Origin of the sequence: Herbaspirillum sp. ST 5-3 (assembly GCF_004804275.1) — a bacterium.
GTDB lineage: Bacteria > Pseudomonadota > Gammaproteobacteria > Burkholderiales > Burkholderiaceae_D > Noviherbaspirillum.
On record NZ_STGI01000011.1, the window covers coordinates 13747 to 33735 of the forward strand.

General features: G+C 59.5%; 19 protein-coding genes. 8 read left to right on the forward strand and 11 right to left on the reverse strand.

Annotated features, from left to right (window positions below):
- Nucleotides 1-30: 30 nt before the first annotated feature.
- From E6W33_RS19260 to E6W33_RS19270, 3 genes are all read right to left on the reverse strand, one after another.
- Nucleotides 31-1254, reverse strand: coding sequence for an efflux RND transporter periplasmic adaptor subunit (locus tag E6W33_RS19260; RefSeq protein ID WP_136418955.1), 1224 nt, complete (start codon nt 1252-1254; stop codon nt 31-33).
- Between the two features lie 95 nt (nt 1255-1349).
- A complete protein-coding gene (locus E6W33_RS19265) occupies nt 1350-2210 on the reverse strand; it encodes an alpha/beta hydrolase (RefSeq protein ID WP_136418956.1) in 861 nt (286 codons plus the stop codon).
- Nucleotides 2211-2222: 12 nt separating this feature from the next.
- Nucleotides 2223-2405: a hypothetical protein gene (locus tag E6W33_RS19270; RefSeq protein ID WP_136418957.1), complete on the reverse strand. Its 183-nt coding sequence runs from the start codon at nt 2403-2405 to the stop codon at nt 2223-2225.
- Between the two features lie 259 nt (nt 2406-2664).
- On the opposite strand from E6W33_RS19270, the gene E6W33_RS19275 reads away from it, so the two are divergent.
- Entirely contained in the window at nt 2665-3681 is a 1017-nt protein-coding gene (locus E6W33_RS19275) for a LysR family transcriptional regulator (protein ID WP_136418958.1), read from the forward strand.
- Between the two features lie 122 nt (nt 3682-3803).
- Here E6W33_RS19275 and E6W33_RS19280 read toward each other — a convergent pair whose 3' ends face one another.
- Nucleotides 3804-5363, reverse strand: a complete 1560-nt coding sequence (locus E6W33_RS19280; RefSeq protein ID WP_136418959.1) for a sensor domain-containing diguanylate cyclase — start codon at nt 5361-5363, stop codon at nt 3804-3806.
- A 116-nt stretch (nt 5364-5479) separates the two neighbouring features.
- Complete coding sequence (locus E6W33_RS19285) at nt 5480-6961, reverse strand: phospholipase D family protein (RefSeq protein ID WP_348983170.1); 1482 nt, start codon at nt 6959-6961, stop codon at nt 5480-5482.
- Nucleotides 6962-7325: 364 nt separating this feature from the next.
- On the opposite strand from E6W33_RS19285, the gene E6W33_RS19290 reads away from it, so the two are divergent.
- The 3 genes from E6W33_RS19290 to E6W33_RS19300 are packed head-to-tail and all read left to right on the forward strand — an operon-like array spanning nt 7326 to nt 10417.
- Nucleotides 7326-7784 (forward strand): MarR family transcriptional regulator, encoded by a 459-nt coding sequence (locus E6W33_RS19290; protein WP_136418961.1) that lies wholly within the window; start codon nt 7326-7328, stop codon nt 7782-7784.
- Nucleotides 7785-7843: 59 nt separating this feature from the next.
- A complete protein-coding gene (locus E6W33_RS19295; RefSeq protein WP_247869706.1) occupies nt 7844-8857 on the forward strand; it encodes an HlyD family secretion protein in 1014 nt (337 codons plus the stop codon).
- A 9-nt stretch (nt 8858-8866) separates the two neighbouring features.
- Nucleotides 8867-10417: a DHA2 family efflux MFS transporter permease subunit gene (locus E6W33_RS19300; protein WP_136418963.1), complete on the forward strand. Its 1551-nt coding sequence runs from the start codon at nt 8867-8869 to the stop codon at nt 10415-10417.
- 19 nt (nt 10418-10436) lie between these two features.
- Here E6W33_RS19300 and pbpG read toward each other — a convergent pair whose 3' ends face one another.
- On the reverse strand, nt 10437-11498 hold the full coding sequence (gene pbpG / locus E6W33_RS19305) for a D-alanyl-D-alanine endopeptidase (protein ID WP_247869716.1): 1062 nt from the start codon (nt 11496-11498) through the stop codon (nt 10437-10439).
- Between the two features lie 449 nt (nt 11499-11947).
- On the opposite strand from pbpG, the gene E6W33_RS19310 reads away from it, so the two are divergent.
- From E6W33_RS19310 to E6W33_RS19325, 4 genes are all read left to right on the forward strand, one after another.
- Nucleotides 11948-13138 carry a peptidase M48 gene (locus tag E6W33_RS19310; RefSeq protein WP_136418965.1) on the forward strand — a complete coding sequence of 397 codons (1191 nt, stop codon included), beginning with the start codon at nt 11948-11950 and terminating at the stop codon, nt 13136-13138.
- Between the two features lie 264 nt (nt 13139-13402).
- Nucleotides 13403-13792: a hypothetical protein gene (locus tag E6W33_RS19315; protein WP_247869707.1), complete on the forward strand. Its 390-nt coding sequence runs from the start codon at nt 13403-13405 to the stop codon at nt 13790-13792.
- 3 nt (nt 13793-13795) lie between these two features.
- Nucleotides 13796-14053 (forward strand): DUF5985 family protein, encoded by a 258-nt coding sequence (locus E6W33_RS19320; protein ID WP_136418966.1) that lies wholly within the window; start codon nt 13796-13798, stop codon nt 14051-14053.
- 6 nt (nt 14054-14059) lie between these two features.
- Nucleotides 14060-14326: a DUF5985 family protein gene (locus E6W33_RS19325; protein ID WP_136418967.1), complete on the forward strand. Its 267-nt coding sequence runs from the start codon at nt 14060-14062 to the stop codon at nt 14324-14326.
- Nucleotides 14327-14396: 70 nt separating this feature from the next.
- On the opposite strand, the gene E6W33_RS19330 is transcribed toward E6W33_RS19325, so the two are convergent.
- The 5 genes from E6W33_RS19330 to E6W33_RS19350 form a co-directional block, all read right to left on the reverse strand.
- Nucleotides 14397-16451 carry an alpha/beta fold hydrolase gene (locus tag E6W33_RS19330; RefSeq protein WP_136418968.1) on the reverse strand — a complete coding sequence of 685 codons (2055 nt, stop codon included), beginning with the start codon at nt 16449-16451 and terminating at the stop codon, nt 14397-14399.
- 228 nt (nt 16452-16679) lie between these two features.
- A complete protein-coding gene (locus E6W33_RS19335; protein ID WP_247869708.1) occupies nt 16680-17054 on the reverse strand; it encodes a metalloregulator ArsR/SmtB family transcription factor in 375 nt (124 codons plus the stop codon).
- A gap of 90 nt (nt 17055-17144) precedes the next feature.
- Nucleotides 17145-17468 carry a hypothetical protein gene (locus tag E6W33_RS19340; protein WP_136418969.1) on the reverse strand — a complete coding sequence of 108 codons (324 nt, stop codon included), beginning with the start codon at nt 17466-17468 and terminating at the stop codon, nt 17145-17147.
- A gap of 50 nt (nt 17469-17518) precedes the next feature.
- The gene (locus E6W33_RS19345; protein ID WP_136418970.1) at nt 17519-19339 is read right to left on the reverse strand and encodes a DUF3373 domain-containing protein; all 1821 of its coding nucleotides are present in this window, start codon (nt 19337-19339) and stop codon (nt 17519-17521) included.
- Nucleotides 19340-19357: 18 nt separating this feature from the next.
- On the reverse strand, nt 19358-19987 hold the full coding sequence (locus E6W33_RS19350) for a cytochrome b/b6 domain-containing protein (protein ID WP_211097386.1): 630 nt from the start codon (nt 19985-19987) through the stop codon (nt 19358-19360).
- Between the last annotated feature and the right edge of the window lie 2 nt (nt 19988-19989).

Genomic DNA, 19989 nt, shown 5'->3' on the forward strand with positions numbered 1-19989 from the left:
TGCTTGTTCAGGGCGAAGGATGGCGGAGCGTTACGACTTGGCCGGCGTTTCCGCCTCGGCCTTCACGTCCGCCTTCTTGCCTTCCTTCGCATCGGCCTTGCCCTGCACCGTCAGGTCCGCATCCATCGTGACCGTCTGTGCCGTCACCGGCGCGCCGGGGCGCACGCGCTGCAGACCGTTGACGACGATCTTCTCGCCGGGCTTGACGCCCTCGCGCACCACGCGCAAGCCGTCGACTACCGGACCGAGCCTGACCGGGCGGTATTCCGCCTTGCCTTCACCGTTCACGACGAACACGAACTTGCGATTCTGGTCGGTGCCGACGGCGCGATCGGCAATCATCGCCGCCCTGGTCTCGCCGCCCGTCCCGTTGCCCGCTGCAAGTTGCACGCGGGCGAACAGGCCGGGAGCGAGTGCGTTGTCCGCATTCTTGAAGGTGGCGCGCATGCGCACGCTGCCGGTCGCGGGATCGACACGGTTGTCGACGAATTCGAGCTGGCCTTCATGCGGGAAACCGGTTTCGTTGGCGAGTCCGATGCGCACCGATACCGATTTGCCGGCGCGGATGAGCGCGCCGACGCGCAGGTAGGTGTCTTCATCACCGTCGAAGCTGGCGTAGATCGGGTCGGCGGAGACCACCGAGGTCAACACCGCATTGCCGTCGACCAGGTTGCCGACCGTGACCTCCGCCTTGCTCACGCGTCCGTCGATCGGCGAGGTGACTGCGGTGAAGCCGAGATTCAGTTTCGCGGCTTCATAGGCGGCCTGTGCAGCGCGTGCGGAGGCTTCAAGTTCCTTTGCATTCGCCGTTTTCTCGTCGACATCGCGCTGGGCGACCGCCTTTTCCGCGACCAGCTTTTCCGAGCGGGCGAGCTCGGTACGCGCGAGGTCGGCTTTGGCGCGTGCGGCGATGGCAGCGGCTTCGGTGCGACGCGCTTCCGCTTCATATGGGCGCGGATCGACCACGAATAGCACCTGCCCCTTCTTCACTAATGCGCCCGGCTTGAAATTCGCTTTGGAAATGAAGCTGGCCACGCGCGGTCGGATCTCGACACGGTCGACCGCTTCCAGCCGTCCGGTGAATTCCTGGGTTTCGACGATGGATTTCTCGATGACGGCTGCGGCGGTGATTGGCGGGCCGCCGCCTGCCTGCTTGCCGGCTTCCTGCGCGGCGGGTTCGCCGCAGGAAGACAGGAGAAGTGCTGAGAGGCTGCCCAGTGATAAAGCGGCGGCAAGACGGGTGGTGGTTTTCATGTTGTTGTCCTTCCGTTTTCCAAAGAAAAAGAGATCCCGCGGCCGGTGCTTGCGGCACGGCCGACCTTGTGTTTCAGAGCGGATTGATTAGAAACTTACGACGGCGTTTCCTTGTACAGCCTCTCGAGGAACGCAGCAATTTCCCGCAGTGCGTTCTCCCTGCGCGCGCAGCTGCATCGCGCATTCGGTTCCTGCAGCTCGATATGCGGCAGACGCTTGACCACTGCCATGATGCCGGCTGAATTCAGCTTGATGCCGTACTGCTCCGCCTCATCGCGCAGCGGGTCGTCGTCGGCCGACAGGATCAATGCTGGTGGCAGGCCCTTCATGCGGCTGGACTGCAGAGGCGACGCATACGGATGCGCGCGGTCGATTGCACGCGGCAAGTAGTCGCGGTATGCGGCCGCGCACTGGTCGGTGGCGCGCGCCACACCAGCATCGCGGCTTAGCCTGCGCATCGAGCAGCTGGTAAGACCGGGATCGAGCATCGGCATCAGCAAAAGTTGCGCTGTCAGCGTCGGACCGCCGCGGTCGCGAGCCATCAGCGCCGATACCGCCGCGAGGTTGCCGCCAGCTTCGATGCCGGCCGTTACCAGCCGCTTGCCATCCCAGCCGACTTTGGCCTTGTTGCGGGCGACCCAATTCAGGACTGCATGCGCGTCCTCCGCTGCAGCCGGGAATGGCCGTACCGTGGCGAGCGTGTAACTGCTCCCCAGTACGTTCCAGCCGGTACTGACTGCGAGCGCGCGGAAAAACTCGTCACCCGCATCCAGTTCATCCGTGACAAAACCGCCCGACGGAAAGAACACGATCAGGCCAGGTGCCGCATCACCCGCAGGACGCTTCGTCGCATACAGCCGCGCGGCCAGCTTGTCTTTCGCGCCCTGCACCGCCAGTGCGCGGTATTCCAGCTGCGCCGTCTCGCCACCTACACAACCCGTCGTCTTGCCTTGCATGGTATCCGTCCTTTATTGCACGTCTGCCGTGCTGCAAGCCTTGCCGTCGAACATGCGGTCGGCGAGTACATCAAAGCCCATGGCCTGCGCGCGCACGGCAGTGCCCACGATCTGGCCAGTCGCTGCCATCCCGGCCGCACCGGACAAGCCCAGCGCCAGCACGGCCACGGCGAAAAGTGCGTCACGATTGCTCACAAGGGACTCCTGGTTTCTCAAATCCGGCTTTCATGCGTTGGACTATAGCTTGTTCTAGAATATAGACAAACCAGCATAAAACGAATTGACTGTTCAAGAATCTGAACAATGATCAAGTGCATTCCTGCCGAGCCGGTTGCCATTACTATAAGGCAGGGATACTGACAACGTTCTGTCAGGAGTGAGACTGGTGCAGTGTCGGGTTCGCCATAGAAACCAGCACCAAAAACGACACCGCGCCAGCTCCAAGGAGAAAGAAATGGACAAGCTGCAAGCAATGGAAGTCTTCGTGCAGGTGGTCGATACCGGCAGTTTCACGCGCGCCGCGGAAAACCTGCTGATGCCCAAGGCAACCGTCTCGACCCTGGTACGCAGCCTCGAAACGGCGCTGTCGACCAAGCTGCTCAACCGCACCACCCGGCAGATCAGCGTGACGGCCGACGGTGCCGCCTATTATGAGCGCTGCCTTTCCATTCTGGCCGATGTGCGTGACGCCGAAGAATCGTTGTCGGCAAGTCGCGCCAGCCCGACCGGACGGCTGCGGGTAGACGTCTCGACAGGTTTCGCCCGCCATTTCCTGATTCCCCTCCTGCCCGATTTCTACGCCCGCTATCCCGGCATTGACCTCGACCTGGGCTGCAGCGACCGCCCGGTGGACTTGATCGAGGAAGGCGTGGACTGCGCGGTACGCGGCGGCGAGCTATCTGATTCGACGCTGGTCGCCCGTCGCATTGGCGTCATGCGGTTCATTACCGTCGCGACGCCCTCCTACCTCACCTTGCACGGGCGGCCGACGCATCCGGACGACCTGCATCGTCATCAGTGCCTCAAGTATTTCTCGGCCAAGACAGGGAAGACCTACGAATGGGATTTCGCGCGCGATGGCCAGCGTATCCAGATGAAGGTGCCGGGCCGGCTGGCAGTCAACGATGCCAATGCCTACATGACGGCTTTATTGAATGGCATGGGCATTGCGCAAATGGTGGCATTCGTGGTCCAGCCCTATATCGCCGCGGGCCGGCTCGAACGCGTGCTCGAAGACTGGTGTGTCGATCCGATGCCTGTCCAGGTGGTGTATCCGCAAAACCGGCACCTCTCGGCCAAGGTGCGAGCGTTCGTGGAATGGGTGGCGGAACAGTTCGATGCGACCCCGGGCTTGCGCATGCAGGATGCCGGCGAGTGCCCGGGATTGCAGGCGGCGCCCGGTTTCGCAGCTGTCGATGCACTGCAAGCCAGCATAGGAATACCGAGCGAGATTTCCCGTCCTAGCGCCTAAGTCTCCCCGCCATCCGATTCGTCGCCACCGGGAGTGTCGCGGGAGTGGACGAGGCGCTGCTTGTGGTGCCCGGTCGGCAAGCTTGCCGATGCGTCACGGCGCAGCTTGTGACATCAGGTCTATTACTTGTCGATGCGTTTCGACACGACGACACAGCACTTGCCCATGGCTTTGGCTTCATACATCGCATCGTCGGCACAGTGGAAAAGCGTTTTGCTGCTCGTTCCGGAGTCCGGGTATCCAGCCACGCCGATACTCGCTGAAATGCCGACCGTAAGGTCTTCCATCACATAGGGAACGGATAGACTGTCGACCAGCTTTCTGGCCACTGCTGCCGCAGATTCAGTCGTCGCAGCGATCAATAGGACCGCAAACTCGTCGCCACCCAGGCGTGCGGCGAGATCGGAGTCCCGTATCCCGGCTTTGATTCGTTCAGCGACGATGCACAGCAATTTGTCGCCGGTCGCGTGGCCATATTGGTCGTTGATATTTTTGAACCCGTCGAGATCGATATAAAGAATGGACAGGCAAGCGGCGTTTCTTTGGCACAGCGCCAGTTGCTGATCGACGATTTCGCCAAACAGCGCCCGATTTGACAGGCCGGTAAGCACGTCATGCCGCGCCTGGTGCTGCGCCTGGAGCAGCATTTCGGATGCTTTCATCAGCGACATCCCGACTTCATTCGCCTCTTTCAGATGGAGTGGCGGAACGATCACCGGTCTGCCGGAGCCAAGTGCGAGTGCCGGACGCGTCAGGCCTCGGATCGATCGCGCAATTCGTCCGCCCGCCCACCACGCGACGGCAAGGCTGCTGGCCAATAGCAGCGTTGTCGCAAGAATGAGCCATGACAAGCTTCGCCACAGGGCATGGGTCAATGTTTTCGTTGGTATGTCGATTGCTACGGTCCAACCGGAAACGGCGGAGCGGCTGAAAACAGTTACTGCGGCGACGCCATCCACCGTTCGTCGTTCGAAAGCGCCCTCGCTTGACGCCGCGATTCGCGTAATCAAATCCTGCGAAGCCATCCTCCCGACGAAGCGGGCATTGTCACGCGTGCGTGCGACGATCGCGCCGTTGCGGTCGAAAATGATGCCGATCCAGTCCGGAGGCAGGCTTTGGGCCTGCAGATGCCTGATAAAGCGATCCGCAAACATGCCGACGCTCAGACTGCACATCTCCATGCCATTGCACGCAACCGGAACGCCGACCGCGATTGCCGGGCGGTTGAAAATCGGGCCGACGAATAGCCTGGAAATCATCGGCTCGCGGGTTTTTTGCATCGTGGTCCAGAGACCTAACCGAGTCCGTTGTGGAAGTGGCATGCCGAATGGGCGAAGGGTGTTGATATATTGCGTGCCCATCATGTTGCCAAGCACGATGTTGTCGCCCTGCTGGCTTTTGAGCACATCCTTGGCCTGGCCGTAAAACGCCGCGGGATCATTCGATTTCAGATACGGCGAAGTGGCCAGGGATCTCAACGAGGCGGTGATGCTGGACAGGTCGCTGTCCACGACGGATGCCATTGCATGGACAGTGGCGACGGAATTGCTGACGAGTTGTTCGCGGGCACGCTGATAGTCGTAGAAGATCAGCGTGCCCGCGATCACTGCTGCGGGTACCACGCAAGCCATGACGAGCAAGGCGAGCTGCGTACGGATGGATGAGCTCGAGCTTGCTCTCATTTTCCGCGGGCAGGTTTGAAAGTGCAGGCTAAACAAAACGCTTCAGTACCGTAGTCACCAAGTTGGTGAATATTCTACATTACTTGGAAGAAACGTTTTGTGAAAAGATGTGAATTTCACAAGAGCCATTCAATCGGCAAGAGCGACATCAGATACATGCCGAAGCGCTGCCAAAGAGTGGTGCCTGGCTCGATATCATGCCGGATCAAGGCGCCCTCCTTGTGCTCCAGCCAGTAGACCCTTCCGTCCTCCGCGAGCTTTGCTTCATACGCATTGAGCGGAACCCGGTTCTTGAATGCGTCGTCAATCTGCTGTGCCAGCGCCGGACTTTCGATGACAAAACCCAGTTCCGTATTCAGCCTGGCGGATCGCGGGTCGAAATTGAACGAGCCAATGAAAACGCGCTCTCGATCAACGGCAAAAGTCTTCGCATGCAGACTGGATCCGGAAGTGCTGTCCCCCAGGCTGCTGCCGCTTCGTCGTGCCGCGGGTATCTGTGCCAGTCGCTTCAATTCGTAGAGCGTGATTCCGGCCGAAAGAAGCGCCTTGCGCCGCTTGGCATAGCCGGCATGCACAACCGCGACGTCGGTCGCTTCGAACGCATTGGTCAACACGTTGATTTTCACGCCACGCTGCACCATGCCTGCCAGCGAATCCACCCCCGAAGCCGTCGGCACAAAATAGGGTGAGACCAGATCGACCTCGTCTTTCGGCTCCCCGATTGCCCGCTTCAGCTTGTCGGTGAACTGTCCTTCCGGCGTGGCTTTCCCGAGGCCTTTATCGGGGTTATCGCTGACGATCAGCGTTATGGCCCATTCGAAGGGCAGCGCGCCTTGCAGCAGCTCGCGTTCGAATGAGGACTCCTTTACCGCGCGGATGTATGCCTTGGCTGGCGGGCTGTTCTCCATCGCCATTGCGGCCAGCCGGAGATTCGCGGACTGCACGTCGGTGACGGGCGTCAGCAGACCTTGGACCGGATACGATGAATCGCTGGCCCAGTAGCGATCGAATTCCGCCGATACGCCGGCGACGACCGGACCGATCGCCATCACGTCCAAATCGGCAAACAGGACATCGTTGGTAGCGCCGAAATAGGCGTCGCCAATGTTGCGGCCGCCGATGATCGTCACCTGGTTGTCCGCAGTGAACGACTTGCTGTGCATGCGGCGGTTCAGCCGGGAAAAATCCGTGAGATACCCGAGCCAGCGCCACGAACGAATGGCAAACGGGTTGAACAGGCGCACTTCGATATTCGGATGCGCATCCAGCGCCGCGAGTACCGGGTCGAGTCCGGATGTGTTGTTATCGTCGAGCAGAAGCCGGACGCGCACGCCGCGATCGGCGGCGTCGCGCAAGCCTTCGAACAACAAGCCCCCGGTCATGTCGTTGCGCCAGATGTAGTACTGGACATCCAGTGTCCGTTGCGCCGATTGCGTCAACACGACACGCGCATCGAATGCAATGCGCGCATCCCGCAAGGTGTAGATGCCGGACTTCGCGGGATGCAGGGCCACGAGCGGCGCGACCGCCCTGCCGAGCGTCGTTCGCGCCGTATCGGTAATGGCAGTAGAGACGCTGCGATTCTCCAGCGGCGGCAAGTTGACGCATCCGGAAAGCGATGTCGCAAGAACCAGTGCGGCCAGGAGCCGTGGAAGAAGGCGGACGTTTACATCACGGGCCCGGGGTAAGGTGCATGAATCGTGCATAGCTCGCACGCCTGTATGTAATCCCACTGTTAGCCGACGAGTTTCAAATACGACATGGGCAGGTAAGTCGGGGTTTGATCAGCTCCCCGCGCCTTTCTCTACGATACAAGCTTTTCGCGGTTCTGCACGAATGCCCTCGTGTCTGCTTGACCTGAGTAAAGCAGGCATCTCGTGGATTCCGGGCCAGGCAGTCTAATTGAGGACAAACCGCGCCTGGCTTATAATAAGCACTGCTTACTATTATTTGAGCTATTCGATGGAACTCCACAAGGAAAGTATCGGCTTCTTGATTGCCGATCTCGCACGCCTCATGCGCCATGCTTTCGAGCAACGCACAGAGGGAAGCTGCATCACGCTTGCCCAGTCAAGGGCCCTGCTCTACCTGGAGCGAAACGAAGGCATCCGCCAGGTTGAACTGGCTGGATTACTGGAAGTGCAACCGATCACGCTGGCTCGCCTGATCGACCACCTGCATGCCGAAGGCCTGGTGGAACGGCGCGCGGACCCGGCCGATCGTCGCGCCTATCGCTTGTATCTCACGGCGGCGGCAGAGCCAAGGCTTGCGGCAATCAGGCAGGTTGTCGGCGAGATACGCGCTGACGTTCTGGACGGGATAGACCCGCAGCAAGTCTCTATTGTGCTGGCCGCCCTGAACAGGATGCGCAGCAATCTGCTTGCACCCCAATGCCTCGATTCCGGAGAACATGCCCAATGACGCAAACGAATACCAATGAAGCTCAACCGCAGGCCGCAGTCCGCCGGCGTAATCCGCGCATGAAGCGAATACTTCTGCTGGTGGTTGTGCCGCTGATCGCGATGCTGGTGGTGTTCGCCCTGTACATGAAAGGCGGCCGTTATGTCGAAACCGATAATGCCTATGTGAAGGCCGATAAGGTGCCGGTCAGCTCAGAGGTGTCGGGCGCGGTCAAGGAAGTGCTGGTGCAGGAGAATCAAAGCGTGGCCGCCGGACAGCCGCTGTTCCGTCTCGATCCCTCGTCATTCCAGGTGACCGTCGCGAAAGACGAAGCCAAACTGGCGCAGGTGCGCACCGACCTGGCCGCGCTCAAGGCCAGCTATCGCGGGAAACAGGCTGAAATCGCACTGGCGCGCACCAAATATGCATTCGCGATGAAGGAACAGCGCCGGCAGGCCGATCTCGCGGCAAAGAACTTTATATCGCCCGCCAAACTTGACGAAGCCAAACAAGGTACCGACCTGGCAGCGCAGCAGGTCACAGCGCTGGAACAGGATCTGAAGCGCATCGCCGAATCCCTCGGCGGCAGCGTAGACATGCCGGTCGAGCAGCATCCCAGCTACCTCGCCGCGCAAGCCGAGCTGCAACAGGCACGGCTCGACCTCGCCCGCGTCGAAGTGCGTGCGCCGCTACCTGGCGTGGTCAGCAAACCGCCCAAACCCGGCCAATACGTGGCGGCGGGCAGCACGGCCATGGCGCTGGTGGCGAACGGCAACCTCTGGATCGAGGCCAACTTCACCGAAACCGACCTGACCAATGTCGCCCCGGGTCAGCATGTGAGTATTCATGTCGACACCTATCCGGACGCCGAATGGAACGGCGTGGTTGATAGCCTGAGTCCGGCCACCGGCGCGGAGTTTTCCATCATCCCGGCGCAAAACGCGACCGGTAACTGGGTGAAGATCGCGCAGCGGGTACCACTGCGCATCAAGCTGGATGACAAGCCGAACCTGCCGCAGTTGCGTGCCGGACTGTCCACCTCGGTGGAGATCGACACCGGCCATCGCCGGCGCCTGTTCGGCTTTTCACTCTAAGACAGCAACATGGGTGCTGCTTCCATGCCGGCCGGACGGCCTGACACCGCGCATCGCGGACTCATCACCTTGTCCGTGATGCTGGCCACGATCATGCAGGCACTGGACACGACGATTGCGAACGTGGCCTTGCCGCACATGCAGGGCTCGATGAGCGCGACCCAGGACCAGATTTCCTGGGTTCTGACTTCCTACATCGTCGCGGCAGCCATCTTCATGCCGCTCACGGGCTTTCTCACCGCGCGCTTTGGGCGCAAGCGCATTTTCATGTGGGCGGTGGTCGGCTTTACCGTTGCCTCGATGATGTGCGGCGCGGCACAAAGCCTGACGCAGATTGTCTTGTTCCGCTTGCTGCAGGGCGTGTTCGGTGCCAGCCTTGTGCCGCTGTCGCAGTCGGTATTGCTGGATACCTATCCGCGTGAACAGCACGGCTCGGCCATGGCCTTGTGGGGCGTGGGCGTGATGGTCGGCCCTATCCTCGGACCGACCCTCGGCGGCTGGCTCACCGAGTACTACAACTGGCGCTGGGTCTTCTACATCAATCTGCCGTTCGGCATGCTGGCATGGCTGGGTCTGGCGGCCTATGTGCGAGAAACAGAGACGGACCGTACGCGCCGCTTCGACCTGCTCGGATTCGCACTGCTCAGCATCAGTATCGGCGCCTTGCAGATGATGCTTGATCGCGGCGAATCGCTCGACTGGTTCGCCAGCGCGGAAGTGATGATCGAAGCCATGCTCGCAGGACTGTGTTTCTATCTTTTCGTTGCCCACATTTTCACGGATGAACACCCGTTCATCGAGCCGGGGCTGTTCAAGGATCGCAACTTCGCGGTCGGGCTGCTATTCATCTTCATCGTCGGCATCATCCTGCTTGCGACGATGGCGCTGCTGCCGCCCTTCCTGCAGAACCTGATGGGCTATCCGGTGATCGATGTCGGCTATGTGCTCGCGCCGCGCGGCATAGGGACGATGGTCGCGATGATGGTGGTCGGCAAGCTCTCCGGCAAGGTCGATGTTCGCTACCAGATTTTCCTGGGCCTGATGCTCACCAGTCTTTCACTATGGGAAATGACGCATTTCAACACCGATATCGGCAGCTGGGATGTAGTGCGCACCGGTGTCATTCAGGGGCTGGGACTGGGCTTCATCTTCGTGCCCCTGTCGACAATTACCTTCGCCACGCTGGCTCCGCGTTATCGTAACGAGGGCACCGCGCTGTTCAGCCTGTTGCGCAATATCGGCAGCAGTATCGGGATCTCGGTGGTCATCACCAAGCTGTCGCAAAACCTGCAGGCCAATCATGCTGCGCTGGCCGATTACATCAATCCTTTCAACCTTGCGCTGCGGCAGGCAGTCGAGGCCGGCGCGTACAACCTGAACACGCCACAGGGCCTGGCCGCGATCAACGGCGAAGTGACCCGCCAGGCTGCCACCCTCGCTTATCTGCAGGACTTTCGGCTGATGATGTGGATCACGCTGGCCGCCGTGCCCTTGATCGTGCTGCTGCGCGCGCCGGCAAAGAAGGCTGCGCCAGGCGAGGTCCACGCGGCGCTCGATTAAGCGGTCGTCGCAGCGCTCCTCACATTTGCGGAACCTTGGCCGCTTCCAGCCACTGCCGCACGCGGCCGGCATCGGCGGCGCGCGCGAATTTGCCCTTCGCGTCGAGGAAAACCATCACGATCGACCGTCCCTTGATCATGGTTTGCATGACCAGGCAACGCCCCGCTTCGGAGATATACCCGGTTTTCTGCAGAATGATGTCCCAGTTCGGATTGGCGATCAGATGGTTGGAATTCCTGTATTGCAGCGACGGGCCGCCCGGGTCGACTTCGTATTTGCGGTTGGTCGAGTATTCGCGGATGATCGGGTGCGCTTGCGCGGCGACCACCAGTTTTGCAAGGTCGCGCGCGCTGGATACGTTCTCGCTCGATAAACCGGTCGGTTCGACATAATGGGTATCGTGCATTCCGAGGGCCTTGGCTTTGGCATTCATCGCGGCGACGAAAGCCGTCAGGCCGCCCGGATAATTCCGGCCCAATGCCGATGCGGCCCGGTTTTCGGAGCTCATGAGCGCGATATGCAGCATGTCGGCCCGCGTCAATTGCGAACCGATGCGCAAGCGCGATGAAGTGTGCTTGATCCTGTCGATGTCATCCGCGATCACCTCGATCACCTCGCTCATGTCCTGCTGCGCCTCGACCACGACCAGGGCCGTCATGAGCTTGCTGATCGATGCGATCGGCTGTACCGAGGTCGAATTTTTCTCGAACAGGATTTGCGAAGTGGCAGGGTCCCACACGAGGACCGAGTTTGATCGCAGATCGAGTGAATCCTCGATCTCACGCAGATCGGCCACGGGCTTCGGGTGTAGTGCTGGGCGGACGCGATGACGGCGAGTGCTTAGCGAAGACTGGACAGACGCTACTCTGCCGTGCCTCGCGACTGCATTCTTTACGATCCTGGGGCTCCGGTTCCGCGTGCCAGGGGACGGGCGGCGCTGTGGGGAGCGCAAGTTCTTGGCGCTGACGTTTGCTTTGCGTTTCGCCGCTGTGTCTTTTTTTGCCGCATGCTTCCGCGCGGACGGTGTGGTTCTTGTGCCCTCTTTCGCCCACGCCGACTGCGCCGAAAAAACAAGATGCAGTGTCAGAAACAGGATCAAAAGGCCAAGCCTGCTGATCTTCTGCGAACCTCGATCATGCTTGAAATCAATGGCATCGAAGCTTGATGATAAATTGACAAAACGCAGGCAAATTAACGGCTTGGACATGGGTTTTAAGCTTGATTCTGGTGCGCAATCTGGATCGCGAGGGCGACGGATCATCACATGCGAGATGTCCTGCAAAAACACCGAACGGGCAGCAGAGAATGGCAAAGTGTCGTTCGTAATGAGTATCTGCAATATTGCCTCATGATACTTAGGCGGGCCTTAAGCTGGAGGAAACACGGCCACGAAAATTTCCTGAGATGAAATTCAGGTGCCTGGAGGATCCTGTCGTGCTGCCATTGTTTAAGTTTCACCTAATCTTTTGAAGCCATAATGCATCCCCAAGGCAAACGACTGTCGGCGCGCATGGCCCTTCTCGCATCCTCATGGCATTGAATTCGCAAGCTCCCGATCTGCACGGCTCACGTGAGCGACAAGGCCTTCCTTGCGCCCGGGGTGTGCAATGCCTGGCGCTGACACTGGCTGTGACCTTGTTATCTTCCTGCGCGTCAGGCCCCGTCCGCGAACCGTCGGTCGCGCCCGTGCCGGTTGCTGCCGCACCGCATGCTGTGTCAGCTCCGGCGAAAATCATCCAGTCTGACGAAGGCCTTCAGAACACCGAACCCGCCCTTGCGCAAGCGCCGCTCGCCGTGCAGGCTCCGCAGCAAATCGACGACGGTCTGCGCTTGCGTGCCTGGGTTGAGCAACAGGGCCGGATCTATCGCGTCGCGTCGCCCTTATTGATCAATAACACCGAGTTGTGCCCGCAGCATGCGCGCCGCATCCTCGGCCTCACCGCAAAAAACAAGTATTCGTATTCTGCCGATTTCATTTCGCTCGCCGAGTCCGCGCTCGGACTCGATGATGAGCTCCAGGTAATGCATGTCTTGCCCGGCAGCGGCGCTGAGCTGGCCGGCGTGCGCAAGGGCGACGTGTTGCTCGCAGTGGAGATCGAGCCCATCCCGAAAGGGCCGGATGCCGAGCACGCTGCAGCCGAGCTGATCGGCTCGGAGATGCAGGGACGCGAAAGTGTGTACGTGAGCGTCCGGCGCGAAGGACAGCGGATGGGCTTCGACATCCCGTTGACGATGGCATGCGGCATGGTTCTCGATCTGGGCAATACGGATGAACCAGGCAGCTTTTCCGACGGTCAGCGTGTGCTGGTCACGCGCGGCATGCTGGACTTCGTCCGGTCCGATGAGGAGCTGGCCTATGTGCTGGCCAGGGAAATCGCACGCAACGAAATGATGTCGGACAGTCACCCCGAGATAACAAGTGTCATCGAGCGTTTGCATGTATTGGAATCACGCATCACCGCTGCCGAGTTCAGCACTGCAATGCAGCCATTTGAGTCGGACATCGATTCAGCAACCGAACGCCTCGCGCTCGATATGCTCGGGCGGGCTGGTTATGGTGTTGCGGACTATCGGTCCTTTCTGCAACGGCTGGCAAGCTTTTCAGCTTCCAGTGTCGGGAGCCGCACTGCTCCGGCCCCTTCTTCGGCGCCTTACCGCATTTCCGTCTTGAATCCGAAAGTAAAGGATGGCGCATCCGGAAGCGGAAACGGTACTCGATAGGTGTATGAGTTTGTCCGGATCTAAAACAGCACACGCCCTGCCCCGGTGTGTGATTTTTCCTCGGTCGTACTGCGGTAATTTCGTGCACCAGGCGCAGGATAGACCGCGTGATATTATCGATTCCGGATTCTCCGCTTCGCCCTGTGACAAAGCATGTCGATCGACAACCTGTGCCGATGGCGTGGGCCGGCCTGCGAGCATCGCATTTATCGCATTTCAAGAGCGACGCAGGCACGGTCCGACCACCGGAGACGTTGAGAGGAAATGATGAATGGGGGAAATATCCCCGATGATGTAAAGCGCTTCATCCTTGTCAGCATTGCGTCGGTTCCACACCTTGAGGCCATCTTGTTGTTGCGCAAGGAGAAGACGCGCGACTGGAACAGCAGCCAGCTGGCGCAACGGCTCTATGTAAGTGAAAAAACGGCTGACGATCTGCTGTCCGAACTGCACACGGCCGGCATTCTTGCCGAGGATGACGACTCGTCTGGCTACCGATTCCAGCCGCAATCTCAGGAGCTGGTCCAGATGATCGACCGCCTGGCTGATATCTACGCACGGAATCTGGTCGAGGTTACCAATCTGATCCACTCGAAGACCAGCAAGAACGCACAGCGCTTCGCCGATGCGTTCATTTGGCGAAAGGACCCGTGACCCATGGCGCCCGTAATCTATTTCCTGTGCGCGCTTACCGCGCTGACCTGTGCTTTTCTGTTGCTGAGGAGTTACCTCCGGCAACGATTCCGCTTGCTCCTTTGGAGCGGCCTGTGTTTTGCCGGACTGGCCATCAACAATATGCTGCTGGTGCTGGACAGGATTTTTTTGCCGGAAATCGATCTGTCGCTGGTGAGGTTGTTAAGCGCACTCATCGCATTGCTGCCCTTGCTTTACGGCCTGGTATGGGAAGAGGAGTAGCAAGCGATGAATGACATGCTTGTCGGCGCGATTGCGATGGGTTCTCTGGTTGCGAGCCTGTTTTTCCTGCGTTTCTGGCGAACTAGCGGGGACCGGTTTTTCCTCTATTTTTCGCTGGCCTTTTTTCTCGAAGCCATCAGTCGTGTTCTGCTCGGCTTGAGCGCCTCGAAAAGCGAAGACATGCCGCTGTATTACCTGATCCGACTGGTGGCGTATGGTTTGATACTGCTGGCGATTATCAGGAAGAACAGCGGACGCGATAAATCGGGCTAAGCCATTCCCCTGCCCTCCCGATCGGGGACCTGCAAAGGCAAGAACGAAATCCCCTGTCGGCACACATTGGTCAGCGCGGCATCAATTGGTAGTAGTCAAATCCGGCACTTCTTCCACCGAGGCAATCGGCAAGAAAGTCCTCGATTGCGCGCCAGGCGGCAAGCCGGTTGCGCCAGCGTCGCATCTGATGCCCTTCATTGTCAAAGACGAGGTAGTCGACCGGGCGCCCGAGCTTGCGCAGCTCGGCCACCACCTCGTCTGAGTCCTGTTTGAGCACGCGTACGTCGTTGGCGCCGTGAATCACCAATAAGGGTTCGGTGATCCGGTCAATTCGACTAAGCGGCGAACCATGCCACATTTCTTCACGCTGGACAGGATCTCTCGCGTCACCATAGAACCACTCGAAGTAATGCCGATTGCGCCAGAAGGATGGCCAGGTGTCGAAAATGCGTGGCCAATTGGCGACGCCGACCAGATCGACGCCACAGGCATACTGATGAGGTTTGTCGATGAGCTGCATCAAGGTCGAAAATCCTCCGAAACTTCCGCCAATGACGGCGATATGCTTCGGATCGGCAATCCGCTGGTCAATCGCCCATTGTGCGGCTTCGGCGACATCCTGTTGCAGGCGCGTCGCCGTCACTCTTGCTCCGGCCGCCATGAATTTGCGGCCGTACCCGGCAGAGCCGCGATAATTCACCTCGATCACCGCATAACCGCGATTGGCCAGCAGCTGCATCGTGCTGAATTCGCCTGCGCTCCAATAGTCGCGAGTCCACGGGCCGCCGTGGATGTTGATCACGAGCGGGGCAGGTTCTGTGACCCCGTTTGGCCGGAGGACGTATCCTGCAATGTCCAGTCCGTCCGAAGCACGGAAGGAAAACGGTTGCATCGGAGCGAGAACATGGGACGCGTCTGCCGATGGTGTACGCAGCGGCGTCACCGTATCGGTGCGCCGGTCGAAAAGCAGTTCGCTGTTACCCGCGGCGGAAAATCCTTTAATGATCACGCGTTGCCGGTTTTCCGATATCGTGCCGGGACGCGCCCATACGAGATCCGCGGGGATGACGCCCTGCTTGCGCGCCAGCATAAGCGCTTGCTCAACCGCGTCCCTCATTTCCTTGCCGACGGCATTGTCGAGATAGTCGATCCGCGGGTAATCCGGCGTGCTCGTTACCGCGTACGGCTCACCGTGACGGCGCGGAAAAAGGGTGAGGCCGACATCGACGCGCGGATGTTCGAACAGCACGCGTTCGCTCCCGTCGTCAAGATTCACTTCAATGACCGCAGCCTTGTCCCGATCGATATTGGAGAATGCATACAGGCGATGCTGCGCGCGCTCCACCCGCAATGCATGCCACCAATCGAAACCGCCGACCTTCTTGATGGTTCGCCATGTTGCAGGCGATTCAGAGGAATCAATCGCGATTTCTGCGACACGATCGGCGCCATCTTCGCGTCCAAGTTGACGGATGCGGCCGATCAGCCGGCCGTCGGTATCCACCATCCAGCTCAGGACATTGCCGTCACTGCGGGCAATTTCCCGGATCTTTCGCGTGGCGAAGTCCGCCTCATAAACATCAAAGGTGCTGCGATCGCGGCGATTGGTGGCAAACAGGACGCGGCTTGAGTCAGGCCTGCCCGCGCCGAGCAGGAAGGAGCGTGTATCGGGCCACGGTGTGACGAACCAAGGCTCAAAATCTGCCGCACGCGTATCGAATATCGCGATCTGCGTATTTTCAGCACCGCTGGCATCCTTGTAGAAGTATGCGTGGCGGCTGTCGGCGAGCCATCCGAAGTTGCCCATTTCGTCCATTGGTCGCGCAAGGTGGCCGGTTGCGAAACGTTGATCCGGTGTCGTCGAAATATCTCCTGCGCGATCGACATTTCTGGCGGCCAGGCCGACATCGAACCCGAAGGGCTGACTCCAGATCAAGCGTTGACCATCCGGCGACAGGAGGAAGTTTCCCCTGTAATCGATATCTGCAACGAAGCGGCGCACAGGCACCAGTTCGGGCAAGGTGGCCGACTGGAGCGACGGATGGTTGGGCGCTGTGGCGCAAGCGGACAGCAGTACGGTCGCCAATGCAACCAATAGCGTCGGGATGTTTTGTCTAACGGACACGATCGGAATGCTCCGCGAAAACGCTATCCCCGATCGCGCGGGGCGGGATCGGAAACCGCAGGATTGTCAGGGGGAACGGAATGTTTCTACAGAGCGGAATGGTATCGGCAAATTGCTATATTGCCATCCCATGGACATGGTGCCTTTGCCTGGCAGTCATGCTTTGGCCGGCCCCGAGTGCGGATGCAAGAGAGAAGCGGGTCCGGCCGATAGAGAGCGCATGAACGCTTAGCGCTTGTTGCCGGACGCCATGAACTGCGCAATCGTGCCGTCGTCCAATACCCGTCTATCCTCGAGATCTTTTCCGAGCTTTCCGCATACGTCGCGGCACAGGTCGATCGTGCTCTGGTCCTTGATCCGATAATAGACCTGCGTCCCTTCCTTGCGCCGTGCCAGGATGCCATAGCGGTAGAGCATATTGAGCTGGCGCGAAATGTTCGCCTGGGTCGATTCGCTTTGCACCACAATGTCGCCGACCGCCCGCTCGCCATTGCACAAGGCGTGCAGGATCTTCAGGCGCGTCGGCTCGGATAGCAAGGAGAAGTAATGCGACACCTCCTCGAACAAGGCGTTCATCTGTTCCCGACCGGATTTCGTGTCCATTAAGTCAGTTTCTTCATCGGCTCTAAAGTTATATATGTAATCAAAATTGGCGCCAAATTGCAAACACTTGTTCGAGGTCTGCCGGACAAATCAGCATCCCGCAGTCTTCTTGAAGGACTTGCTGTTGTTCTTTGCGCCCTCCTTTTCGAATTTTGCGCGGATCTCGTCGCCTTCCACGATCCGTTTGTCCTTGAATTTGTCGAGCGTCAGATCGTCGCTAATGTCGATACTGACGGACGCCCCGGTCTTGTTGTCCTTGAGAACGGCGACGGCCGACTTGCCGTCGGGGGCCAGCTTGATCTTGCTGACAGGCCCGACTACGGTGACCGCCTGTGCGGAGGCGACGGGAGTGAATGCGATACTGGATGCGGCGAGCAACGCGACAAGAACGATGCGTGAAAGATCGGTTTTCATGATGACTCCTTTCGAGTGCGATTAATTAATGGTATTCATAAAATGTTGACTCAGAATTTCACCTCGAAGCTTGCATACAGGTTGTAGGCTTTCGCCAGCGGCGTCGTGGTCATCATCTGGCCGCGTACATCCGAGATGCGTACCGGCGCACCGACCCAGTTGTTGCTGCCGGTGTAGTCGAAGTCGTAGTACTGGAAGCCGAGGCGGAAGAAAGCCTTGCTGAAGAATGAGGAAATCGGCCTGCGGTCGAGTTCCTGGATCAGGTAGGTTTCGTACACATTGCCACGCGTGCCAACCTTCGATGTCCACATGTCATCGGCAGCGGGCGCAAAGGTGATCCAGTTCTTCGAGCCGTGATTGAACTCGAAGCCCAGCTTGGTCCTTGATGGCAGGTCGTAGCGGACGCCGGCGGCAACTGCCCAGCCGGTCTTGCGCTGCGCCGCCTCCGGCGCGAAGAAGCCGCCGGTCAGCAAGCCCTGGAATCCGAACTGCGAGGAGACGTTCTGATTCGGATGGGTGATGCTCGTCGCGACATCGGCAAACCAGTTGAGGTCACCCGTGCCCACCTTCTTGATCTTGCCCATCGCACCGCCGCCCCACCAGTCGATGTCACCCAGATTCGTCTTCGGCGCGGTGTTGCCGAAATAGGTGTTGCGCATGACCGGCGCATCGAAAATGTTGAAGCCGCGATCCCACTGCAGCCAGACGCGCAGTGCGTCGGTGTCGATCGGCACGACGGCGATGCCGAGCATGTCGGTGTCTGAAATCGCGTTCGCCGGCGTGGAGCGGAAGCCGCTTTCAAATCCGCGTCCGTAACAGAGCTTGGCGTAAGCGCCGGGCAGCGATTCGATATCGGGCGCCCAGCCCAGCGTCATGCCGTCGAATGCGTAATCGACCAGCAGCGACGGCGTGCCGCCCTTGCCTGGCCCGGCTGTGTTCAATTTCAGGTTGCTGGGGTAGCCATTGGTGGACGGACGGCGGCCGACCGAGAACCAGATATCCTGTTCGGCGATGTTGCTCCAGGTCCCGTAAGCGCGATCGACATTGAGATAACTGGTGGACGGAATGTGGCCGAGCGTTCCGTCGAATACCCCGACGCGGTCCGCAAAGTATGGGGCCGTGCCACCGTTGACGATGGCGCTTTCATCCTGTGCGCCGAACACCTTGTACATCGCCAACCGTGCGTTGACACTCACGTCCTGGGTTGCCTTCGCACTCAGGTCGAGGCCGAAGCGATTGGTGTAGAGCGTCGTGTTTTCCGGCTTGTAAGCGGGAACCTGCACGGCGAATCCCGCAAGGCCCTGGATCAGGCCCGCGTTCTGCGGGCTGGAGACAAAGGCGGCTGCCTGATCGTAGGTTTTCACCGCGTTCATCGCTTGCGAAAAGCCCATCAAGGCACCGAGCGCGCCGGAAGTGGACATGCCGCCCGCAGCCGGAGCGCCGAAATAGCTGGACGATCCTGAAGCGGTGGATGGGTTATTGAAGAAGTCGGTTTGCAAACGTTGCTGGGCATTGGCAAAGGTCGCGTTCACGTCCGTGAATGTCCGCGTCTCGCCCTTGAGCGAGTCGAGCCGGAAGCGGTAATCGCCGCCGATCGTGAGCCACTTGGCGACCGACTTGTCTTCGACACGCTTGATTTGGCTCTTGAGTTCGTCGATGGCTTCGGCGTCAGCGGCCTTGGGCTGGCTCTTCAGCGCTTCGGCAGTTTTTTCCTCGTTCAACTTGACCTGTTTTTTCAATTGCTCCAGTTCGCTCGACAGCGCTTCGATCTTCTTCAACAGCTCGGCATCGGCGGCATTCGCCGCAAAAGGCGGAAACACCAGGCTCGAGATCAATGCTGCCAGCACGCGTTTAGACATGGCCTTTTTCATTTTCTTCTCCCTGTGCGGTCAATCGACCAATTGCGATTTCGGTTCGGCTTCGGTGTCGCTCCAGCCGGTGATCATTGCCTTGATGTGCGCCAGCGGCGTGTGGCCGGCCGTGGCCAGATAGAGGTGCGCAATCAGGAAGATGAGCATCATGAAAGCCGCGGCGGTATGCGTCAGCGCGATCGCGCCCAGCGACAGCCCGGACAGGAAAGCGCTCCCCGATCGGCCGAGATCGTTGTAGAACAGATAGAGCAGCCCGCTGGCCCAGACCAGCGGAAGGATGAACAGCTTGATCTTGAGGTAGACCAGTCGTTGCAGCGGGTTGTGCTTTTGATCTTGCGTCACATGGAAGGGATGCGGCGCGCGGGTGAATATGCCGACGGCGTAGTAATTCATCATCGCCCCGATCTTGTCGGTGGTCGGGATGTATTGCCGCCATTCCCCGGTCGTGAAGTGCCAGAAAATCGCGAACAGCCACAGCCCGATCAAGGCCCAGGCCGCGGTGGTGTGCAGGTCCGCTGCTTGTTGCCAACCCATCAGCGTATACACGCCGTGGACCTCAAAACCGGTGATGAGCATCAGGATGATGAGGGCCGCTTGTGCCCAGTGCCAGAAGCGTTCGAAACGCTTGAACAGATAGATGCGTGCCATGA